This window comes from Streptomyces sp. SLBN-31 (assembly GCF_006715395.1).
GTDB lineage: Bacteria > Actinomycetota > Actinomycetes > Streptomycetales > Streptomycetaceae > Streptomyces.
In genome coordinates this window covers 1,556,433-1,574,883 of the sequence record NZ_VFNC01000001.1, presented here as the reverse complement: position 1 = coordinate 1,574,883, position 18,451 = coordinate 1,556,433, and the positions used below count along the sequence as shown (strand labels likewise).

Below are 18,451 nucleotides of genomic sequence, written 5' to 3'. Positions count from 1 at the left end.
GCGACACCGGCGGGGCGGTGCTTGCGTTCGCCGGGTGCCGAACGAAACATCCCTTTTGTCGCCGTAGTGCACCGAAGGGATACGCGATGCGATCAGCCGCCCTGTACTCGGCCGCCGGATCCTTGCTCCTGACCACCCTCACCGCCGCCCCGGCAGGCGGTGCGCCCGTCGTCCCGGAGCCCGCCGAGCGCAGCGGCACGGCGGTGGCCGCCGCCCGGGCCATGGCCGCCGGAGTCGACTTCGGCAAGTGCTCCGACGCCCAGGACACGCCGGGCTCTCTGGAGTGCGGCACGGTGTCGGTGCCGCTCGACTACGCGAACCCGTACGGCAGACAGATCAAGCTCACCGTCAGCCGGGTACGGGCGACGCACAAGGACCCGTACAACAGCAAGCGCCGGGTGCCCCGCCAGGGCGCGCTGGTCTACAACCCGGGCGGGCCCGGCGGCGACGGGCTGTACTTCCCGCTGGTCGGCTTCATGCCGCAGTGGAAGCGTCTGGCCGCCGCCTACGACCTCGTCGGCTACTCCCCGCGCGGCGTGGGCCGCTCCGCCCCGGTCTCCTGCCAGGACCCCAAGCGCTTCTACAAGGGGCCGTCGCTGTCGCCGACGCACCCCGACGCCTCGTACAAGAAGGAGCGCATCGCGCAGGCGAAGGCGTACGCGCGCGGGTGCGCGAAGCGGACCGGAAGCGCACTGCGGTACTACAACTCGCTCAACAACGCCCGCGACCTGGACGTCCTGCGGGCGGCCCTGGGCGAGGAGCGGCTGACGTTCATGGGGGCCTCGTACGGCACGTACTTCGGCGCGGTGTACGCCACCCTGTTCCCCTCGCACGTGCGGCGCATGGTCTTCGACTCGGCGGTCGACCCCGATCCCGAGCGGGTCTGGTACCACGACAACCTCGCCCAGTCGGCCGCGTTCGAGGAGCGCTGGGCGGACTTCCGGGAGTGGATCGCCCGGCACGACGACGTGTACGGGCTGGGCACCACCGCCGCCGCGGTGCAGCGCAGCTACGTGAAGGCGAGCGCGCGCCTCTCCGCCGAGCCGGCCGGGGGCGAGGTGGGGCCGGCGCAGTTGCAGGGCGCCTTCCTCACGGCCGGGTACTTCGACGACTACTGGCCCCAGCGGGCCGCGGCGCTCTCGGCGTATCTGAAGGGCGACCCCAAGCCGCTCGTCCAGCAGGCGGCGCCCGTGCGGGAGGCGGCCGCGGAGGCGGAGAACTCCGGCGCGGTGTACACGGCGGTGGAGTGCAACGACGCGCCCTGGCCGACGGACTTCCGGGTCTGGGACCGCGACAACACGCGGCTGGCGCGCGTGGCGCCGTTCCAGACCTGGGACAACGTGTGGACGAACCTGCCCTGCGCGTACTGGCCGGCCCCGCGGCAGCGGCCGGTCGATGTGCGCACCGGCCCCGGCGAGCTGCCGCCGACGCTGATCCTGGCGGCCGAGCGGGACGCGGCCGCGCCGTACGAGGGGGCTCGGGAGCTGAACCGGCGGCTGTCGGGGTCGGTGCTGGTGACCGAGCGGGACGCGGGGACGCACGGGGTCGCGGGCGGGCCCAACCAGTGCGTCAACGCCTACCTGGACGCGTATCTGCTGGAGGGCCGGCTGCCGGTGCGGCGCGCGGCCTGCGCACCGCACCTGGAACCCGAGCCGGTCGACCCGGCCCGGAAGGCGGCCCTGCGGCCCGCCCGCTGATCAGGCGAGGCCCGCGATCAGTTCCGCGACGTCCTTGCGGCGGCCCGTGTAGAACGGGACCTCCTCGCGGACGTGCCTGCGGGCCTCGGAGCCGCGCAGGTGGCGCATGAGGTCGACGATGCGGTACAGCTCGTCGGCCTCGAAGGCGAGGATCCACTCGTAGTCGCCGAGGGAGAACGAGGCGACCGTGTTGGCGCGGACGTCGGGGTAGCCGCGGGCCATCTTGCCGTGGTCGGCGAGCATGCGGCGGCGGTCCTCGTCGGGCAGCAGGTACCAGTCGTAGCTGCGCACGAAGGGGTAGACGCTGATGTAGTTGCGCGGCGTCTCGTCGGCGAGGAACGCCGGGATGTGCGAGCGGTTGAACTCGGCGGGGCGGTGCAGCGCCATGTTCGACCAGACCGGCTCCAGCGCGCGGCCCAGCTTCGTGCGGCGGAAGAGGTTGTACGCCTCCTGCAGCTGGTCGCTGGTCTCCGCGTGCCACCAGATCATGACGTCGGCGTCGGCGCGCAGGCCGGAGACGTCGTACGTGCCGCGGATCGTCACGTCCTTCGCGGCGAGCTGGTCGAACAGCTCCTGGACCTCGTCGGCGTAGCCCGCGCGGTCCTCGGGCAGGACGTCCTTCAGCTTGAAGACGGACCACAGCGTGTAGCGGATGACCTCGTTGAGGTCCTTGGCCAGCTTGCCCTTGTTCGGGATGCGGCCGGCCTCGGTGGTGGGGGCGTCGTCACTCATGTCCCTTATTCTCCTGCTCCTCCGTGCAGACTCTGCACCGGGTTGGCGGTGAGCTCCTGCACACCGCCAAGGTCTCCGTCCAGCTGGTCCACGGCCGCGTACGCGCTCGCGATGCAGGCCGGGATGCCGACGCCGTCGTACTGCGCGCCGCAGACGGCGAGGCCGGGCAGCTTGGCCAGGTGCTCACGGACGCGGGCCACGCGCGTGTGGTGGCCGACCGGGTACTGGGGCAGGCCGTCGATCCAGCGGGTGACCCGTGTCTCGAGGGGGGTGGCGTCCAGGCCGATGGCCGCCTTCAGGTCGTGGCGGGAGACCTCCACCAGGCCGGCGTCGTCGCGCTGAAGGATCTCCGTCTCGCCGTAGCGGCCGACGGAGGTGCGCAGGACGACGAGGTCCGGGTTCTCCTCGGCGATCCAGTCCCACTTCTGGGAGGCGAAGGTGGACGCCTTGACGGTGTGGCCGTCGACCGGCGGCACCAGGAAGCCGCTGCTGCCGTCCGGGAGGGCGGTGTCGGAGCGGCGGTAGGCGAGGGTGACCAGCGCCATCGACGCGTACTCGAAGCCGGCGAGCTCGGCGGCGGCCTCGGGCGCCTCGGGGCGCAGCAGGCCGGCGGCGGCCGGGGCGGGTACGGCGACGATCACCGCGTCGGCCCGCAGTACGCGGTCCCCCGCGACGACCCGCCAGCCGCCGGACGACTCGCGGCGCAGCTCGGTGACCGGCGCGTCGGTGAGGATCTCGCCGCCCCGCGCGCGCACCGAGTCGGCGACGGCGAGCGGCAGGGTGCCGATGCCGCCGGTGATGCCCATGAACACCGGCCCGGTCTGCCCGCCGGCGGACATCTTCGCCTGGATCTCGCGCACGCCCTCGGTCAGCGAGGTGTGCGTCTTGGCGATCTGGAACAGCTGCGGGACGGCCGAGCGCATCGAGATGCGGTACGCGTCGCCCGCGTACACGCCGCCGAGCAGGGGTTCGACGAGGCGGTCGACGACCTCGCGGCCCAGTCGTTCGGCCACGTACTCACCGACCGCCACGTCGTCGCCGACAACCGTGCGCGGCAGTTCGGCGTCGCGCTCGATACGGGCCAGGCCCTCGTCGGACAGGACGCCGGTGAGGGCGGACGCCGTGCCGGGGACGCCCATCACATGCCCCTTGGGCATGGGGCGCAGGGCGCCGCGGGTCCATAGGAAGGCCGTCGCGGTGGCCGGCGGCCGGAGCCGCTCCGACAGCCCCACCTCGCGGGCCAGGCCGACCGCCTCCGGCCTGCGGGCCAGCATCGACTCGGCGCCGAGGTCCACGCGGGCACCCGCGATCTCGCCGGGCAGCAGCTTGCCGCCGACCCGGTCCGACGCCTCCAGCACGGTCACCCGCGCGCCCCGCTGCAGCAGCCGGTGGGCGGCGGCCAGGCCCGCGATCCCGGCTCCGATGACGACGACCCGGCCCTCGGCCGGAGGTGATCCACTCATGGCTCCACCCTCTCAGACACCACCGACACCGACGCGAGGGCCATGTGGCCCTGAGGAGTCCCGACCGTGACCACATCGGGACCCTCGCCCGCCAACGTCCCGGACCTCCCGGGCGTCGAAGGAGCGTCACTAGTCACCGACCCTCGGGGGTGGACCCGCATGCGCGCACGACGTTCCGTACGACCTGTCCGGGCCGTGGCCGGCATCCTGCTGGCCGCGTCGCTCGCGCTGACCGGATGCAGCGGTGCCGGGAGCGACTCCGCGGGCTCCTCCGCCGCCGACGGGCCCGCCCGGAGCGAGGCCAAGGGCTCCGCCCCCGGCGGTCAGAAGGACGCGTCCGGTGCCGCGGCGAACCGGACGCCGAAGCTCACCGGGACCGACATCATCCGGACCGCCTCCCTCACCGTGCAGGTCCGGGACGTGCCGAAGGCCCTCGACGAGGCCCGCACCACCACCGAGAACGCGGGCGGCTATGTCGGCGACGAGACCACCACCCGGGACCCGCAGGGCCACGAGCGCACACGCGTGGTGCTGCGCGTGCCGGTCGAGAAGTACGACGAGGTCCTGGCCGGCCTGCAGGGCACCGGCAAACTCATGTCGCGCACCTCCAAGGCCGAGGACGTCACCGAGCAGGTCGTCGACGTCGACAGCCGGGTCAGGTCGCAGCGGGCCAGCGTCGCCCGGATCCGCGAACTGATGGACCGGGCGACCAAGTTGAGCGACGTGGTGGAGCTGGAGGGAGAACTGGGCAGCCGGCAGTCCGACCTGGAGGCGCTGCTCGCGCAGCAGAAGTCCCTGAAGGACCGCACGAGCCTGGCCACCATCACGCTCTCCCTGTCCGGGACACCGGCGAAGAAGGCCGCGAAGGACGACGACCCCGGCTTCGTGGACGCGCTGGCCGGCGGCTGGGGCGCGTTCGTGACGATGCTGCGCTGGCTGGCGGTGGCAATCGGCGCGGTGCTGCCGTTCGCCGCGGTGGCGGCGCTGCTCGCGCTGGTGTGGCTGCGCCTGCTCCGGCCGGGCCGGCGGGAGAGCGGCGAGCGGGACTGAAATGCCCCGCCCCCGTAGCGTGTTCGCATGAACATGAACGGTGCGAGGGAACGACTGGTGGTGATCGGCGGCGACGCCGCGGGGATGTCCGCGGCGTCGCAGGCACGCCGATCGAAGGGCCCCGACGAGCTGGAGATCGTGGCGTTCGAACGAGGCCACTTCACCTCGTACTCGGCGTGCGGCATTCCGTACTGGGTCGGCGGCGACGTCTCCGACCGGGAGCAGCTGATCGCACGCACCCCGCAGGAGCACCGCGAGCGGGACATCGACCTGCGGATGCGCACCGAGGTCACGGAGATCGACGTGGCGCGCGGCCGGGTACGCGCGCGTGACGTCGATTCCGGAGCCGAGTCCTGGACGTCGTACGACAAGCTCGTGATCGCCACCGGGGCGCGCCCGATCCGCCCGGACATGCCGGGCGCCGACGCCCCCGGTGTGCACGGGGTGCAGACCCTGGACGACGGCCAGGCGCTCCTCGACTCGCTCACGCGCACGCGTGGCCGGCGTGCGGTCGTGGTGGGCGCGGGCTACATCGGCGTGGAGATGGCCGAGGCGCTCATCAACCGCGGCTACGAGGTCACGGTCGTCAACCGCGGCAGCGAACCGATGTCCACCCTCGACCCGGACATGGGCCGTCTGGTGCACGAGGCCATGGAGGGCCTCGGCATCACCATGGTCAACGACACCGAGGTCACCAAGGTCCTCACCGGCGACGACGGCCGCGTCCGCGCGGTGGCCACCGAGGACGCCGAGTACCCGGCGGACGTGGTGGTCCTGGGCATCGGCGTCCGCCCCGAGACGTCCCTCGCGGCGGCCGCCGGTCTGCCGCTGGGCGCCCACCGCGGCCTGCTCACCGACCTGGCCATGCGGGTCCGCGGCCACGAGAACATCTGGGCGGGCGGCGACTGCGTGGAGGTTTTGGACCTGGTCTCCGGCCAGGAGCGCCACATCGCGCTGGGCACCCACGCCAACAAGCACGGCCAGGTCATCGGCACCAACGTCGGCGGCGGCTACGCGACCTTCCCGGGGGTGGTGGGCACCGCGGTCAGCAAGGTGTGCGACCTGGAGATCGCCCGTACGGGCCTGCGCGAGAAGGACGCGCGCAGAGTGGGCCTGCGGTTCGAGACGGTGACCATCGAGTCGACGAGCCGGGCGGGCTACTACCCCGGCGCCTCCCCCATGACGGTGAAGATGCTCGCCGAGCGCCGCACGGGCCGTCTTCTGGGAGTGCAGATCGTCGGCCGGGAGGGCGCGGCCAAGAGGGTCGACATCGCCGCCGTCGCCCTCACGGCCGGGATGACGGTGGAACAGATGACGGCCCTTGACCTGGGCTACGCGCCGCCGTTCTCCCCGGTGTGGGACCCGGTGCTGGTGGCGGCCCGCAAGGCGTCGAAGGCGGTACGGGAGCGCCCTTGAAGGGGCGCGGGGCCGTGTCGATCTGCGGCTCCGCCGCGGGAGCGCGGCAAGCCACGACGAACCCGCACCCTGATCGGCGGAGCCCTACGCGCTGCCGTTGATCCGCTCGATCGCCTGCCGCGCCTGCTCCGCCGGAGGCCGCGGCGGCAAGGACGACACGGACGCCGTGGAGGTGACCGCGGGCGGCTGCTCCCCCGCGGGCTTCGCGTGCGCGGCACTGCGCACGGTGCGCAGCCGGTGGCTCACCGCCTCGTCCAGGGTCACGGGCCGCTGCATCTGGGAGGCCAGCCGCCCGGCCTCCTGACCCAGCCGGGCCACGTCCTCCCACGGCAGCCTCACCACCAGGGAGAGTTCGGCCTCGCCGTCGGGGAGCGCCTGCATCGCAGGAGTAACTCGGTCGTTCATCGCCTGTTCCTCACGTCGTCCCCGCGGCCCGCCTTCCCCGTGCCGCGGACGGTTGACGAGACATACGCACGCGCGCGTGCCGGTGTTCACCGATTCGCCGAGCCCATCGGGGGCACTAATTCCTTGTGGTCATCCCCGTTCATGACGTGAACCCGGTGCGCCGCACGCCCTGGGTGACGTACGCGCTGATTGCCGCGAACGTCTTCGTGTTCCTGTCCACGCCCGGCATCGCCGGCTCCGTGGCGGGCGGCAGCGACCTGTCGCAGACGTGCCATCTGCAGGCATTCCTGGACCACTACGCGGCGGTGCCGCGGGAGTTGATCCACCATCAGATGCCGCGGCTGGTCCCCACGGGTGACGTCGGCACAAGCGCGAGCGGTCATGCCGGCTGCGTGGTGGCCCCACCGGGATACGACAAGTCGCCGGCGCTGTCGGTGTTCACGGCGATGTTCCTGCACGGCAGCTGGCTGCACCTGCTGGGCAACATGCTGTTCCTGCTGATCTTCGGCAACAACGTCGAGGACCGCATGGGGCACATCCGCTTCACGCTGTTCTACCTCGTCTGCGGCTACGCGGCGGGCTACGGCTTCGCCGTCCTCAACGCCGACTCGGCCGACCCCCTGATCGGCGCCTCGGGAGCCATCGCGGGCGTGCTGGGTGCCTATCTGGTGCTGTATCCGAAGGCACGAGTGTGGGTCCTGGTGCCGTTCCTGATCTTCCTGCCGCTGAGACTGCCGGCCTGGCTGGTGCTCGGCTTCTGGTTCGTGCTGCAGGCGTTCTACTCGGCGGGCGAGGGCGTCTCCGCCGCGGGCACGGTGGCGTACGCGGCGCACGTCGTGGGCTTCCTCGTCGGCATGGTGCTGGCCCTGCCCCTCAAGGCGGGCACTCCCCCGCCACCGGAGCCTCGCGGCCTGCTGTTCGGCAGGCGCGCCCAGCCCCGGCACACGTGGTGAGTCAGCGCGCGGTGCGCGTGTGGACGTACTCCACGAGCCGGGTCAGCGCGTCCGGGTCGGTGGACGGCATCACGCCGTGGCCGAGGTTGAACACGTGGCCCTCCAGTCCGGCGGCCGCGTCCAGCACCTCGCGCGTCTTGGCCTCGACGGCCTCCGGGGTGGTGAACAGGATCGTCGGATCCAGGTTGCCCTGCAGCGCCTTGCCGGGGCCGACCCGGCGGGCGGCCTCGTCCAGCGGGACGCGCCAGTCGACGCCGACGACGTCCGCGCCGGCCTCGCCCATGAGGTTCAGCAGTTCGCCGGTGCCGACGCCGAAGTGGATGCGGGGGACGCCGTAGCCGGCGACGGCGTCGAAGACCTTCGCGGAGGCCGGCATCACCGAGCGCCGGTAGTCGGCGGGGGCGAGGGCGCCGACCCAGGAGTCGAACAGCTGGACGGCGGAGGCGCCGGCCTCGATCTGCACCTTGAGGAACGCGGCCGTGATGTCGGCGAGACGGTCGAGCAGGTCGGCCCACAGCTCGGGGTCGCCGTACATCATCGCCTTGGCGTTCTCGTACGTGCGCGACGGGCCGCCCTCGATGAGGTAGCTCGCGAGGGTGAAGGGGGCGCCCGCGAAACCGATCAGCGGGGTGGTGCCGAGCTCGCGGGTGAGCAGGCCGATGGCCTCGGTGACGTAGGACACGTCCTCGGGGGTGAGGTCTCGCAGCTGGGCGAGGTCGGCGCGGGTGCGGATCGGGCGGTCGACGACCGGGCCGACGCCGGGCTTGATCTCGAGGTCGACGCCGATGGCCTTGAGCGGGACCACGATGTCGCTGTAGTAGATGGCCGCGTCCACGTTGTGGCGGCGCACCGGCTGGAGGGTGATCTCGGTGACCAGCTCGGGGCGCATGCAGGACTCGAGCATCGGGATGCCCTCGCGGACCTTGCGGTACTCGGGCAGCGAGCGCCCGGCCTGCCGCATGAACCACACGGGCGTGTGCGGCACGGGTTCGCGCCGGCAGGCCCGGAGGAAGGCGGAGTCGTACGTCGCGGAGGTCTGCGGGGTCTTGTTGGCGCTCACGGGGCAAGTCTGACATGACGTCCGGGTAACTCCCGCCCGGGTGTCTTGCCCTGCGCCGAGCCGCGGTTCCCCTAATCTTCCCGCATGGCTGCGGCTCAAGGACGACTGTCGGACGGCGCTGACGGAATGGACGACACCCAGGGGGGGGACGGGGATGGCATCGGTGCGGCTCCGCCGGCTTTTCAGGCCGCGGTGCAGGCTCTGCGCGGCAGTCGGCTGAGGCCGCAGATCGAGGTCGAGCCGACCCGCGCACCGAAGCGGCTCGCGCCCTTCGCGCACGCGCTGGAGGCGACCGTCGTCGACGGTGAGCAGGACCTGGCCGACGGTCGGCTGGTGCTGCTGCACGACCCGGCCGGGCACGACGCCTGGCAGGGCACGTTCCGGCTGGTGACGCTGGTGCGGGCGGAGCTGGAGCCGGAGATGGCCGCGGACCCGCTGCTGCCGGAGGTGTGCTGGTCCTGGCTGACCGGCGCGCTGGCCGCGCGCGGGCTGTCGTACGGCGAACCGAGCGGGACCGTCACGCGCGCGAGCTCGCACTACTTCGGCGGGCTCGCGGAACGCCCGGCCGCCTCGCAGATCGAGATCCGCGCCTCCTGGACGCCCCGCGAGGGTCTGGGCGGCGTTCCCGACACCGCGGCGCACCTGGCGTCCTGGTGCGATCTGCTGGCGCAGGTGGCGGGACTGCCGCCGGCCGGGCCGGGCGACGCGTCGGTGGTGACGCTGCCGCAGCGGCGCGGACCGCAGCAGTCCCGCTAATCCAGACGTTCGAGTCACGGTGGCCGTTTGACCGTCACTTTGTCGATACGGCCACATTCAGTCAGGAATGAATCCTCGAACGAACCGATTCGTTCACCGAACGATCGACCACCTGTCCGAATTGAACTCATTGTTTCTCACTAAATCGTGATCTTTCTCTAAAGGACTCCAGGTTTGGTGCCGAAGACGGTTGTGACCTTGGAAAGCCGTCCCGCCCCCCAGGAGGCCTGGTGTCCGTTCTCCTCGAGCAGCCCGCAAGCCTGGTCGCCTACCGCCCGAACAAGCCGACCGCCATGGTGGTCGTGGCCGACCCGCGCGTCCGCTCCACCGTCACCCGCCACCTGTGGGCGCTCGGTGTGCGCGACGTCATCGAGGCCTCGTCCATCGCGGAGGCTCGTCCCCGCATCGGCAACCCCCGCGACATCTGCGTCGCCGACGTCCACCTGCCCGACGGCTCGGGCCTCACCATCCTCTCCGAGACCCGGGCGGCGGGCTGGCCCAACGGCCTGGCCCTGTCCGCCGCCGACGACATCGGCGCCGTGCGCAACGCCCTCGCCGGTGGCGTGAAGGGCTACGTCGTCACCGGCACCCGCACCAACGTCGGGCTCCCCACCCGGCCAGGTGCCGCCCCCATCGGTTCCGCCGCGGCCCGTATGCACCGCCGCCCCCCGGGTGCCCCGAGCCACCCGGGCGGCTACCGCGAGCTGTCCGGCCGCGAGGTCGAGGTGCTGAGACTGGTGGCGGAGGGCCAGTCGAACAAGGCGATCGGCGTCTCCATGGGCCTGTCCGCGCTGACCGTCAAGAGCCACCTCGCCCGCATCGCCCGCAAGCTCGGCACCGGAGACCGGGCCGGAATGGTCGCCGTGGCCCTGCGGACCGGCATCATCCACTGAGCCCGACGCCCCGCGAAGTTCACGCACGTGAACCAGAGCTGTCACCTGGCTGACTGGTTTGCGACCCCACGGCGCCTGCCGACGGAACGTTCCGTCGGCAGGCGCCGTCCATACACGGATACCCTTGACATGTGACCGACGCCCAAGACACCGCAGCAGACGTTTCACTGCGAACCACCGGAGGCGCCCCTCCGGACGACGGCGGATCTTCTGCAGCGGAGGCGCCGATCCCTCTGCTGGAGCCGCGCGAGGGCATTCCGCCCGTCGTCGCCGACGCCGACGCGCTCGCCGAGGTGATCGCCGCGTTCGCGGCCGGCACCGGACCCGTCGCCGTCGACGCCGAGCGCGCCTCCGGCTACCGCTACGGTCAGCGCGCCTATCTGGTGCAGCTGCGCCGGGAGGGTGCGGGGACCGCACTGATCGACCCCGTGGCCTGTCCCGACCTGTCCGGTCTCGGAGAGGCGCTGTCGGGCGTCGAGTGGGTGCTGCACGCCGCCACCCAGGATCTGCCCTGCCTGCGCGAAATAGGCATGATGCCGACGCGGCTGTTCGACACCGAGCTCGCGGGACGGCTGGCCGGCTTCCCCAGGGTCGGCCTCGGCGCGATGGTCGAGGGCGTCCTGGGCTTCGTACTGGAGAAGGGGCACTCCGCCGTCGACTGGTCGACGCGGCCGCTGCCCGAGCCATGGCTCAGGTACGCGGCACTGGACGTGGAGCTGCTGGTCGATCTGCGGGACGCCCTGGAGAAGGAGCTGGACCGGCAGGGGAAGCTGGAGTGGGCCCGGCAGGAGTTCGCGGCGATCGCGGCCGCGCCGCCCGCCGAGCCGCGCAAGGACCCCTGGCGCCGGACGTCCGGGATGCACAAGGTGCGTCGGCGCCGGCAGCTCGCCGTCGTGCGGGAGATGTGGCAGACGCGCGACCGGATCGCCCAGCGGCGGGACGTCTCGCCGGGCAAGGTGCTCAGCGACGCGGCCATCGTCGAGGCGGCGCTCGCCCTGCCGGCCGATGTGCAGGCGCTCATGGCGTTGAACGGCTTCGGCAACCGCATGGGGCGGCGGCAGCTGGAGCAGTGGCAGGCGGCGGTGGACCGGGCGAAGTCGCTCGGCGAGTCCCAGTTGCCGGCGCCCGGGCAGCCGGTGACCGGGCCTCCGCCGCCGCGGGCCTGGGCCGACAAGGACCCGGTGGCCGCCGCACGGCTGTCGGCGGCCCGGGCCGGGGTGTCGGCGCTGGCCGAACGGCTGAACATGCCGCAGGAGAACCTGATCTCGCCGGACACCGTGCGGCGGGTCTGCTGGGAGCCGCCGAAGGCCGTGGACGCCGAGACGGTCGCGGCCGCGCTGGCCGGGCACGGGGCGCGGGCCTGGCAGGTCGAGCAGGTCACACCGGTGCTGGTGGCCGCGCTGTCCGCCGGAGCCCCGCCCTCCTGAGCGCTCCTCACCTGGTCGCTCCCCGTGTGAAGCCGTTGTAGATGTAACGCTGCAGGCACAGGAAGACGACCAGCGTGGGGAGGATGACCAGGATCGCGCCCGCCGAGATCGTCTCCCAGTGGGCGCCGAACGGGCCCTTGAAGCGGAACAGGGACGTCGAGATCACGCCAAGATCCTGGTTCGGCATGTACAGGAAGGGGATGTAGAAGTCGTTGTAGACGGCGATCCCCTTCACGATCACCACGGTCGCGATCGCCGGCTTCAGCAGCGGGAAGATGATCCGCCAGTAGATCGTGAACGCGTTCGCGCCGTCCAGGCGGGCCGACTCGTCGAGGCTCACCGGGATCGAGCGGACGAACTGCAGGAAGATGTAGATCGAGACGATGTCCGTGCCCATGTAGAGGGCGATCGGCGCCCAGCGGGTGTCGAACAGGCCGAAGCTGGTGACGATCCGGAAGGTCGCCACCTGGGTGGTGACCCCGGGGACCAGGGCGGCGATCAGGAACAGGGCCACCACCGGCTTCTTGAGGCGGAAGGTGAACCGGTCGATCGCGTAGGCCGTCATCGAGCCGATGAGGACCGTGCCGCCGACGGAGACGACCAGGATGAAGGCCGTGTTGCCGAACGCGGAGAGCATGCGGCCGTCGTGGAACGCGGTGACGTAGTTTCGGAAGTTGAGCAGGTCGTGGGGCAGGCTGAGCGCCCCCGTGTCGTTCGACGTCTCCTGTTCGGTCTTCAGGGAGGTCAGCAGGACGACGACCAGCGGCAGCAGGACGACCACGCTCGCCGCGATCAGGGACAGGTAGACGAGGGTGCGGGCCACCGCTCGGCGTGTCATACGAGATCCACCTTGTCGTCGGGGACCAGGCGCCGCTGGATCCAGGTCACCAGGAGGATGATCAGCAGCAGGACGACGGCGGCCGCGGAGGCCAGGCCCGTCTTGTTGAACTGGAAGGCCAGCTTCACCGTCTGGATCACGAAGGTCTCGGTGCCGGTCGCGCCGCCGGTCATGATGTACGGGATCTCGAAGACCGACAGCGACCCGGAGACGGACAGGATCACGCTGAGGCTCAGCACGGGTCTGATGCCGGGCGCGATGATGTGCCGGAACTGGTGCCAGCGGCCCGCGCCGTCCAGTTCGGCGGCCTCATACAGCTCCCCCGGGATGGACTGGATCGCGCCCAGGAAGAGCACGAAGTTCAGGCCCGTGTAGCGCCAGACGGAGACCCCGGCCAGGGAGACGTTCGCGGAGACCGGGGTGCCCAGCCACGCGTGGTCGGAGTGGACGCCGAGGAGCGCGAGGACCGAGTCGAGAGTGCCGCCGTCCTGGAAGAAGTAGAGGAAGACGAAACCGATCGCCACCCCGTTGATCAGGTAGGGGAAGAACAGCACGCCCTTGAAGAGGTTCCGGAAGCGGACGTCGAAGCTGAGGATCGTGGCGAAGTAGAGGGCGACGGCGATCTGGACCACGGAGGCGGCCAGGTAGTAGCCGCTGACCCAGAAGACCTCGAACAGGTCGGGGCGGGTGAACAGTTCGGTGTAGTTGCCGATGCCCGTGTAGCGCAGTTCGGGGCTGAGGCCGTCCCAGTCGGTGAAGCTGTACGCCAGCATGTTGACGATCGGCGCGTAGGTGAAGGTGATCAGGAAGGCGAGGGGGACGAGGAGGAACAGCCAGGGGGTCAGGCCCCGCCACACGCGCGTCATCTCAGGACCCCAAGGTCTTCTGGGCCTCGGTCCACTTCCTGCTCAGGCCGGCGAGGAACGAGTCCAGGCTGCCCTTCCTGGCGCCGCGCGCGAGGTCGACCAGGTCCTGGCGGTAGTCGGGCTTGTTGATGCCGACCTCGGACTGGTCGTCGATGGCCTTCACCCGGGCGCCCTCGGTGTCGTCGAGCTCGATGAGCTTCACGCCCCGGTCCTCGTAGGGCTTCAGCACATCGGGAAGCGGGGCGCTCTTCAGCGGTGAGATCGCCAGGTTGTCCCTGTCGTAGCCGGACTTGTCGGTAAACCAGTCGATCCAGGCGCGGGCCGCCTCCTTGTGCCGGGAGTGGACGTTGACGGCCTGGTGGTAGTCGGGGCCGACGACCGCGCAGAACGTGCCGTCCACCTGGGCGGGGAACGGCATGAAGCCGATGTCGTCGGGGTTCGCCCCGGCCTTCTTCGCGGCGTCCCGGAACTGGACGATCGCCCAGGTCCCGAGCCACTGCGTGGCGATCTTCCCCTTGGCCAACTGCGGCTTGGACAGCTCCCAGTTGGTGGTCGTCGGGTCTTTCTCGGCCAGGCCCTGGTGCACGATGTCGTACAGCAGGGTGTCGCCGACGCGCAGGTCGCTGCCCTTCGCCCAGGGGTCGCCGTCGGCCAGCTTCGTGGTGGCACCGGTGTCGCAGCCGACCGAGCCGTTGACGAAGGTCCACGACGTCAGCGGCCACTGCGCGGCGAAGTTGGTGTAGTACGGGACCGCGTCCGTCCTGGACTTGATCGCCTTGAGGTCGCTCAGGAACTCGGCCGGTGTGGTGGGCCACTCGGTGACACCGGCCTCGCGCCAGACCTTCTTGCTGTAGACGAAGCCGGGGCTCACGCCGATCGGACTCTGGCCGTAGACCTTGCCGTCCACCGTGGTGAAGTCCGTGAAGCGGTACTTCCTGCCGCGCTCCGCCCGCGTGCCGAGCGAGGCGAAGAACCTGGGGTAGTCGCTCTTCTTCACCACGCCCGGGATCATCAGGACGTCGCCGTAGTTCTCCGTGTTCATGCGGATCTTGACGTCGGCCTCGTAGTTGGTGAGGGCCTCGAACTCGACCTTGACCTTGGGGTACGTCCTGTTGAACGCGGCGGCGTACCACTTCATCGTGCCGTCCTGCACGAGGTCGGTGCGCTGGGTGAGGACCTTGATGGTTCCGCTGACCTTCGACGGGTCGTCGGGCGCCTTGGCGTCCGCGCCCTTGGAGGAGGCACCGGTGCCGGTGCAGGCCGTGAGGACGAGAGCGGCTCCGGCCGCGATGGCCAGGACTGTACGGCGGGACATGTGCATCAGCTCCGTTCATGGTTCACGTTCATGGGACGGACGAGCACGAGCGGGTTGGCTGGTTCGGAACTCTGACAACGTTTTCTTAACCGGTAAAGTCTGTATTCCGCCAAGGCTGTCGAAAGCTTTTCGCTGACTGGACTGAAACGGTTTAGGGAGTGTGCATGCTGGAGGCGACACCGCTCACCGAGGGATGGGTCCTGCGGCACGAAGGGGAGGAACTTCCGGCAGCGGTGCCGGGCTGTGTGCACACAGATCTGCTGGCGGCCGGGGTGATCCCGGACCCCTTTCTCGGGGCGAACGAGACCGAGGTGGCGTGGGTCGCGCGGCGGGAGTGGACGTACGAGACCGAGCTGCGGGGTGGGGCGGGGGGCCACGAGCAGACCGACCTGGTCTTCGACGGGCTCGACACGGTCGCCGAGGTGTCGGTCGGCGGGCATGTACTGGGCCGGACCCGGAACATGCACCGCTCCCACCGCTTCGACGTCACCGGGCTCCGGGGGCGGCTGTCGGTGCGGTTCGTCTCCGCCTACGCCGAGGCGGAGGCATTGCGCGGGCGGGTGGGCGAGCGGCCGGCCGCCTACTCGCAGCCGTACCAGTACGTGCGCAAGATGGCCTGCTCGTTCGGCTGGGACTGGGGGCCCACGCTGGTGACGGCCGGAATCTGGCGGCCGGTGCGGCTGGAGTCCTGGTCCACCGCCCGGATCGCCCGGGTGCGGCCCCTGGTGACGGTCGAGGACGGCGTGGGCGTGGTGGAACTGCGTGTGGAGGTCGAGCGCAGCCGGGTGGAGGCGCCGCTCGCCGTGGAGGCGTCGGTCGGCGGTGCCCGGGTGCGCGGGGAGATCGAGGGGACGGCGGGGGCCGTGCGGCTCCGGGTGCCCGACGCGCGACTGTGGTGGCCGCGCGGATACGGTGAGCAGCCGCTGTACGACGTGGAGTTGACGCTCCTGCACGACGGGGAGGCGCTGGACGTGTGGCGACATCGGGTCGGCTTCCGGACCGTGCGGCTGGACACGTCCGTGGATGCGCACGGCACCGGCTTCACCCTCGTCGTCAACGGCGAGCCGCTCTTCGCGCGCGGCGTGAACTGGATCCCGGACGACGTCTTCCCCTCGCGCGTGACCCGGGAGCGCTACCGGGAGCGGCTCGGGCAGGCCGCGCGCGCCGGGGTGGACCTGGTGCGGGTCTGGGGCGGCGGGATCTACGAGAGCGGGGACTTCTACGACGCCTGCGACGAGTTGGGGCTGCTGGTCTGGCAGGACTTCCCGTTCGCCTGCGCCGCCTACCCGGAGGAGCAGCCGCTGCGGGGCGAGGTGGAGGCCGAGGCGCGGGAGAACGTCGTACGGCTGATGCCGCATCCGTCGCTGGTGCTGTGGAACGGCAACAACGAGAACCTGTGGGGGTTCCGGGACTGGGGATGGCAGGCGCGGCTCGCCGGTGACTCCTGGGGCGAGGGCTACTACCTGGGCGTACTGCCGCGTGTGGTGGCCGAGTTGGATCCGACGCGGCCCTACACGGCGGGCAGTCCCTGGTCGGGGTCGTGGGAGCGGCACCCGAACGACCCGGCGCACGGCACGCACCACTCCTGGGAGGTGTGGAACCGGGCGGACTACGGTGAGTACCGGCGTGAAGTGCCGCGTTTCGTGGCGGAGTTCGGCTGGCAGGCGCCGCCGGCGTACGCCACGCTGCGGCGGGCGCTGCCGGACGAGGAGCTCGCCCCGGACTCCCCCGGCATGCTGCACCACCAGAAGGCTGACGACGGCAACGGCAAGCTGGAGCGGGGGCTGGCCCGGCATTTCGCCGTGCCGAAGGGGGACTTCGACCGCTGGCACTATCTGACGCAGGTCAACCAGGCGCGCGCGGTGGCCGCCGGGATCGAGCACTGGCGCTCGCACTGGCCCGAGTGCGCGGGCACGATCGTGTGGCAGCTCAACGACTGCTGGCCGGTGACGAGTTGGGCCGCCATCGACGGGGACGGCCGGGAGAAACCGCTCTACCACGAGTTGCGGCGGCTGTACGCGGACCGGTTGCTGACGGTGCAGGCGCGGGAGCCGGGACTGGTGCTGGCCGCCGTCAACCAGGCCGGGCTGGCGTGGACGGGCACGGTGACGCTGCGCCGGATGTCCGTCCAGGGCACGGTGGTCGCCGAGAGGGGCGTCAAGTTCCGGGCGGAGCGGCGCGCGGTCGCCTGCGTGGCGGTGCCGCGGGAGCTGGAGCCGGCCGGCCCGAACGAGTTCCTGGTGGCCGACGCCGACGGGCTGCGGGCGCTGTGGTTCCCCGTGCCTGACCGCGAAGTGGCCTACCCCCGACCGGAGTTCGACGTGACGGTGGCGCCGGGCGCGGTGACGGTGTCGGCCCGCACCCTCGTACGGGATCTGCTGCTGCAGGCCGACCGGCTGCGGCCGGAGGCACGCGCCGACCGGGGGCTGGTCACGCTGCTGCCCGGGGAGCGGGTGACCATCGGGGTCAGCGGCTGGGAGAATCCCGACCCGGACACCACCCGCGCCGCCCTGTACTGCCTGGAGCCGACCGCATGACGACCTCCCGCGTCACCATCAAGGACGTCGCCGCGCGTGCCGGTGTGTCCAAGGGGGCGGTGTCGCTCGCCTTCAACCACAAGCCGGGCCTGTCGGAGTCGACCCGGGACCGGATCTTCGAGGCGGCCCGGGAGCTCGGGTGGGCGCCGAACCCGACCGCGCGGACGCTGGCGGGGTCCCGGGTGGACGTGGTGGGGCTGGCGATCTGCCGGCCCGCGCGGCTGCTGGGGCTTGAGCCCTTCTACATGGAGTTCGTCTCCGGGGTGGAGAGCGTGCTGACCGAGCGGTCCTGCTCGCTGCTGCTGCGACTCGTGCGGAACGTGGAGGAGGAGGTCGGGCTGCTGGACTCGTGGTGGCGGGGGCGGCAGGTCGGCGGCTCGATCCTGGTCGACTTCCGGCTCGACGACCCCCGCGTGGCCTCGGCGGAGCGGCTGGGGATGCCGGTGGTGGCGGTCGGGCATCCCTCGCTCACGGGTTCGCTGACGTCGGTGTGGACCGACGACGCGACCGCCGTGACGGAGGCGGTGCGCTATCTCGCGGCGCTCGGGCACCGGCGGATCGCGCGGGTGGGGGGTGCGGCGGCGCTCGGGCACACGGCGACGCGGACGGCCGCGTTCGACGAGGCGGCGCGGGCCCTGGAACTCGCGGGGGCCTGGCAGGTCACCACGGACTACTCGGGGGAGTCGGGGGCGCGGGCCACCCGGTCACTGCTGACGGCGGCCGCTCCGGACCGGCCCACGGCCATCGTGTACGACAACGACATCATGGCGGTGGCCGGGCTCTCGGTGGCGGCGGAGATGGGGCTGAGCGTGCCGGCGGACGTCTCGCTGTTGGCGTGGGACGACTCCCAGCTGTGCCGGCTCACCCATCCGACGCTCTCCGCCATGAGCCATGACGTGCACGGATTCGGGGCGGACGTCGCGCGTACGCTGTTCGGCGTGATCACCGGGGAGGGACCCGGATCGCATCCGGTGCCCACTCCGGTCCTCACTCCCCGGGGGTCGACCGCACCTCCGCGGGTGTGACCTTCGCCGCTGTGGCCG

The 18,451-nt window shown here is 71.5% G+C and carries 16 protein-coding genes; 9 read left to right on the top strand and 7 right to left on the bottom strand.

What is annotated here, in order from left to right; genetic code table 11:
• The first annotated feature begins 86 nt into the window (after positions 1-86).
• Complete coding sequence (locus FBY22_RS07210) at positions 87-1,697, top strand: alpha/beta hydrolase (protein WP_142143354.1); 1,611 nt, start codon at positions 87-89, stop codon at positions 1,695-1,697.
• Here FBY22_RS07210 and hemQ read toward each other — a convergent pair whose 3' ends face one another.
• Together hemQ and hemG are read right to left on the bottom strand one after the other, a co-directional pair.
• Positions 1,698-2,429 (bottom strand): hydrogen peroxide-dependent heme synthase, encoded by a 732-nt coding sequence (gene hemQ / locus FBY22_RS07205; protein ID WP_142143353.1) that lies wholly within the window; start codon positions 2,427-2,429, stop codon positions 1,698-1,700.
• 5 nt (positions 2,430-2,434) lie between these two features.
• Positions 2,435-3,892, bottom strand: coding sequence for a protoporphyrinogen oxidase (gene hemG, locus FBY22_RS07200; RefSeq protein ID WP_142143351.1), 1,458 nt, complete (start codon positions 3,890-3,892; stop codon positions 2,435-2,437).
• 159 nt (positions 3,893-4,051) lie between these two features.
• On the opposite strand from hemG, the gene FBY22_RS07195 reads away from it, so the two are divergent.
• Positions 4,052-4,942 carry a DUF4349 domain-containing protein gene (locus tag FBY22_RS07195; RefSeq protein ID WP_142143349.1) on the top strand — a complete coding sequence of 297 codons (891 nt, stop codon included), beginning with the start codon at positions 4,052-4,054 and terminating at the stop codon, positions 4,940-4,942.
• A 27-nt stretch (positions 4,943-4,969) separates the two neighbouring features.
• A complete protein-coding gene (locus FBY22_RS07190) occupies positions 4,970-6,358 on the top strand; it encodes an FAD-dependent oxidoreductase (RefSeq protein ID WP_142143347.1) in 1,389 nt (462 codons plus the stop codon).
• A gap of 84 nt (positions 6,359-6,442) precedes the next feature.
• Here the strand turns inward: FBY22_RS07190 and FBY22_RS07185 are convergent, their stop codons facing one another.
• Positions 6,443-6,763: a hypothetical protein gene (locus FBY22_RS07185; RefSeq protein ID WP_142143345.1), complete on the bottom strand. Its 321-nt coding sequence runs from the start codon at positions 6,761-6,763 to the stop codon at positions 6,443-6,445.
• Between the two features lie 125 nt (positions 6,764-6,888).
• On the opposite strand from FBY22_RS07185, the gene FBY22_RS07180 reads away from it, so the two are divergent.
• Positions 6,889-7,716, top strand: a complete 828-nt coding sequence (locus FBY22_RS07180; RefSeq protein WP_142143344.1) for a rhomboid family intramembrane serine protease — start codon at positions 6,889-6,891, stop codon at positions 7,714-7,716.
• A 1-nt stretch (position 7,717) separates the two neighbouring features.
• Here FBY22_RS07180 and hemE read toward each other — a convergent pair whose 3' ends face one another.
• The gene (hemE, locus tag FBY22_RS07175; protein WP_142143342.1) at positions 7,718-8,776 is read right to left on the bottom strand and encodes a uroporphyrinogen decarboxylase; all 1,059 of its coding nucleotides are present in this window, start codon (positions 8,774-8,776) and stop codon (positions 7,718-7,720) included.
• A 126-nt stretch (positions 8,777-8,902) separates the two neighbouring features.
• Between hemE and FBY22_RS07170 the strand changes: the two genes are divergently transcribed.
• The 3 genes from FBY22_RS07170 to FBY22_RS07160 all read left to right on the top strand — a co-directional run bounded on the left by FBY22_RS07170 (position 8,903) and on the right by FBY22_RS07160 (position 11,852).
• Positions 8,903-9,532, top strand: coding sequence for a DUF3000 domain-containing protein (locus FBY22_RS07170; protein WP_174267103.1), 630 nt, complete (start codon positions 8,903-8,905; stop codon positions 9,530-9,532).
• A gap of 230 nt (positions 9,533-9,762) precedes the next feature.
• Positions 9,763-10,425: a response regulator transcription factor gene (locus FBY22_RS07165; protein WP_030939825.1), complete on the top strand. Its 663-nt coding sequence runs from the start codon at positions 9,763-9,765 to the stop codon at positions 10,423-10,425.
• Between the two features lie 131 nt (positions 10,426-10,556).
• Positions 10,557-11,852, top strand: a complete 1,296-nt coding sequence (locus FBY22_RS07160) for a ribonuclease D (RefSeq protein ID WP_174267102.1) — start codon at positions 10,557-10,559, stop codon at positions 11,850-11,852.
• Positions 11,853-11,859: 7 nt separating this feature from the next.
• Here FBY22_RS07160 and FBY22_RS07155 read toward each other — a convergent pair whose 3' ends face one another.
• The 3 genes from FBY22_RS07155 to FBY22_RS07145 are packed head-to-tail and all read right to left on the bottom strand — an operon-like array spanning position 11,860 to position 14,877.
• Positions 11,860-12,690: a carbohydrate ABC transporter permease gene (locus FBY22_RS07155; RefSeq protein ID WP_142143338.1), complete on the bottom strand. Its 831-nt coding sequence runs from the start codon at positions 12,688-12,690 to the stop codon at positions 11,860-11,862.
• Entirely contained in the window at positions 12,687-13,556 is an 870-nt protein-coding gene (locus FBY22_RS07150; RefSeq protein ID WP_142143336.1) for a carbohydrate ABC transporter permease, read from the bottom strand. Before FBY22_RS07150 ends, FBY22_RS07155 begins: the two co-directional genes overlap by 4 nt.
• Before the next feature lies 1 nt (position 13,557).
• Positions 13,558-14,877, bottom strand: a complete 1,320-nt coding sequence (locus FBY22_RS07145; protein ID WP_399210651.1) for an ABC transporter substrate-binding protein — start codon at positions 14,875-14,877, stop codon at positions 13,558-13,560.
• A gap of 158 nt (positions 14,878-15,035) precedes the next feature.
• On the opposite strand from FBY22_RS07145, the gene FBY22_RS07140 reads away from it, so the two are divergent.
• Together FBY22_RS07140 and FBY22_RS07135 are read left to right on the top strand one after the other, a co-directional pair.
• Positions 15,036-17,408, top strand: a complete 2,373-nt coding sequence (locus FBY22_RS07140) for a glycoside hydrolase family 2 protein (protein ID WP_142143332.1) — start codon at positions 15,036-15,038, stop codon at positions 17,406-17,408.
• The gene (locus tag FBY22_RS07135; RefSeq protein WP_142143330.1) at positions 17,405-18,433 is read left to right on the top strand and encodes a LacI family DNA-binding transcriptional regulator; all 1,029 of its coding nucleotides are present in this window, start codon (positions 17,405-17,407) and stop codon (positions 18,431-18,433) included. Before FBY22_RS07140 ends, FBY22_RS07135 begins: the two co-directional genes overlap by 4 nt.
• Positions 18,434-18,451: the final 18 nt, after the last annotated feature.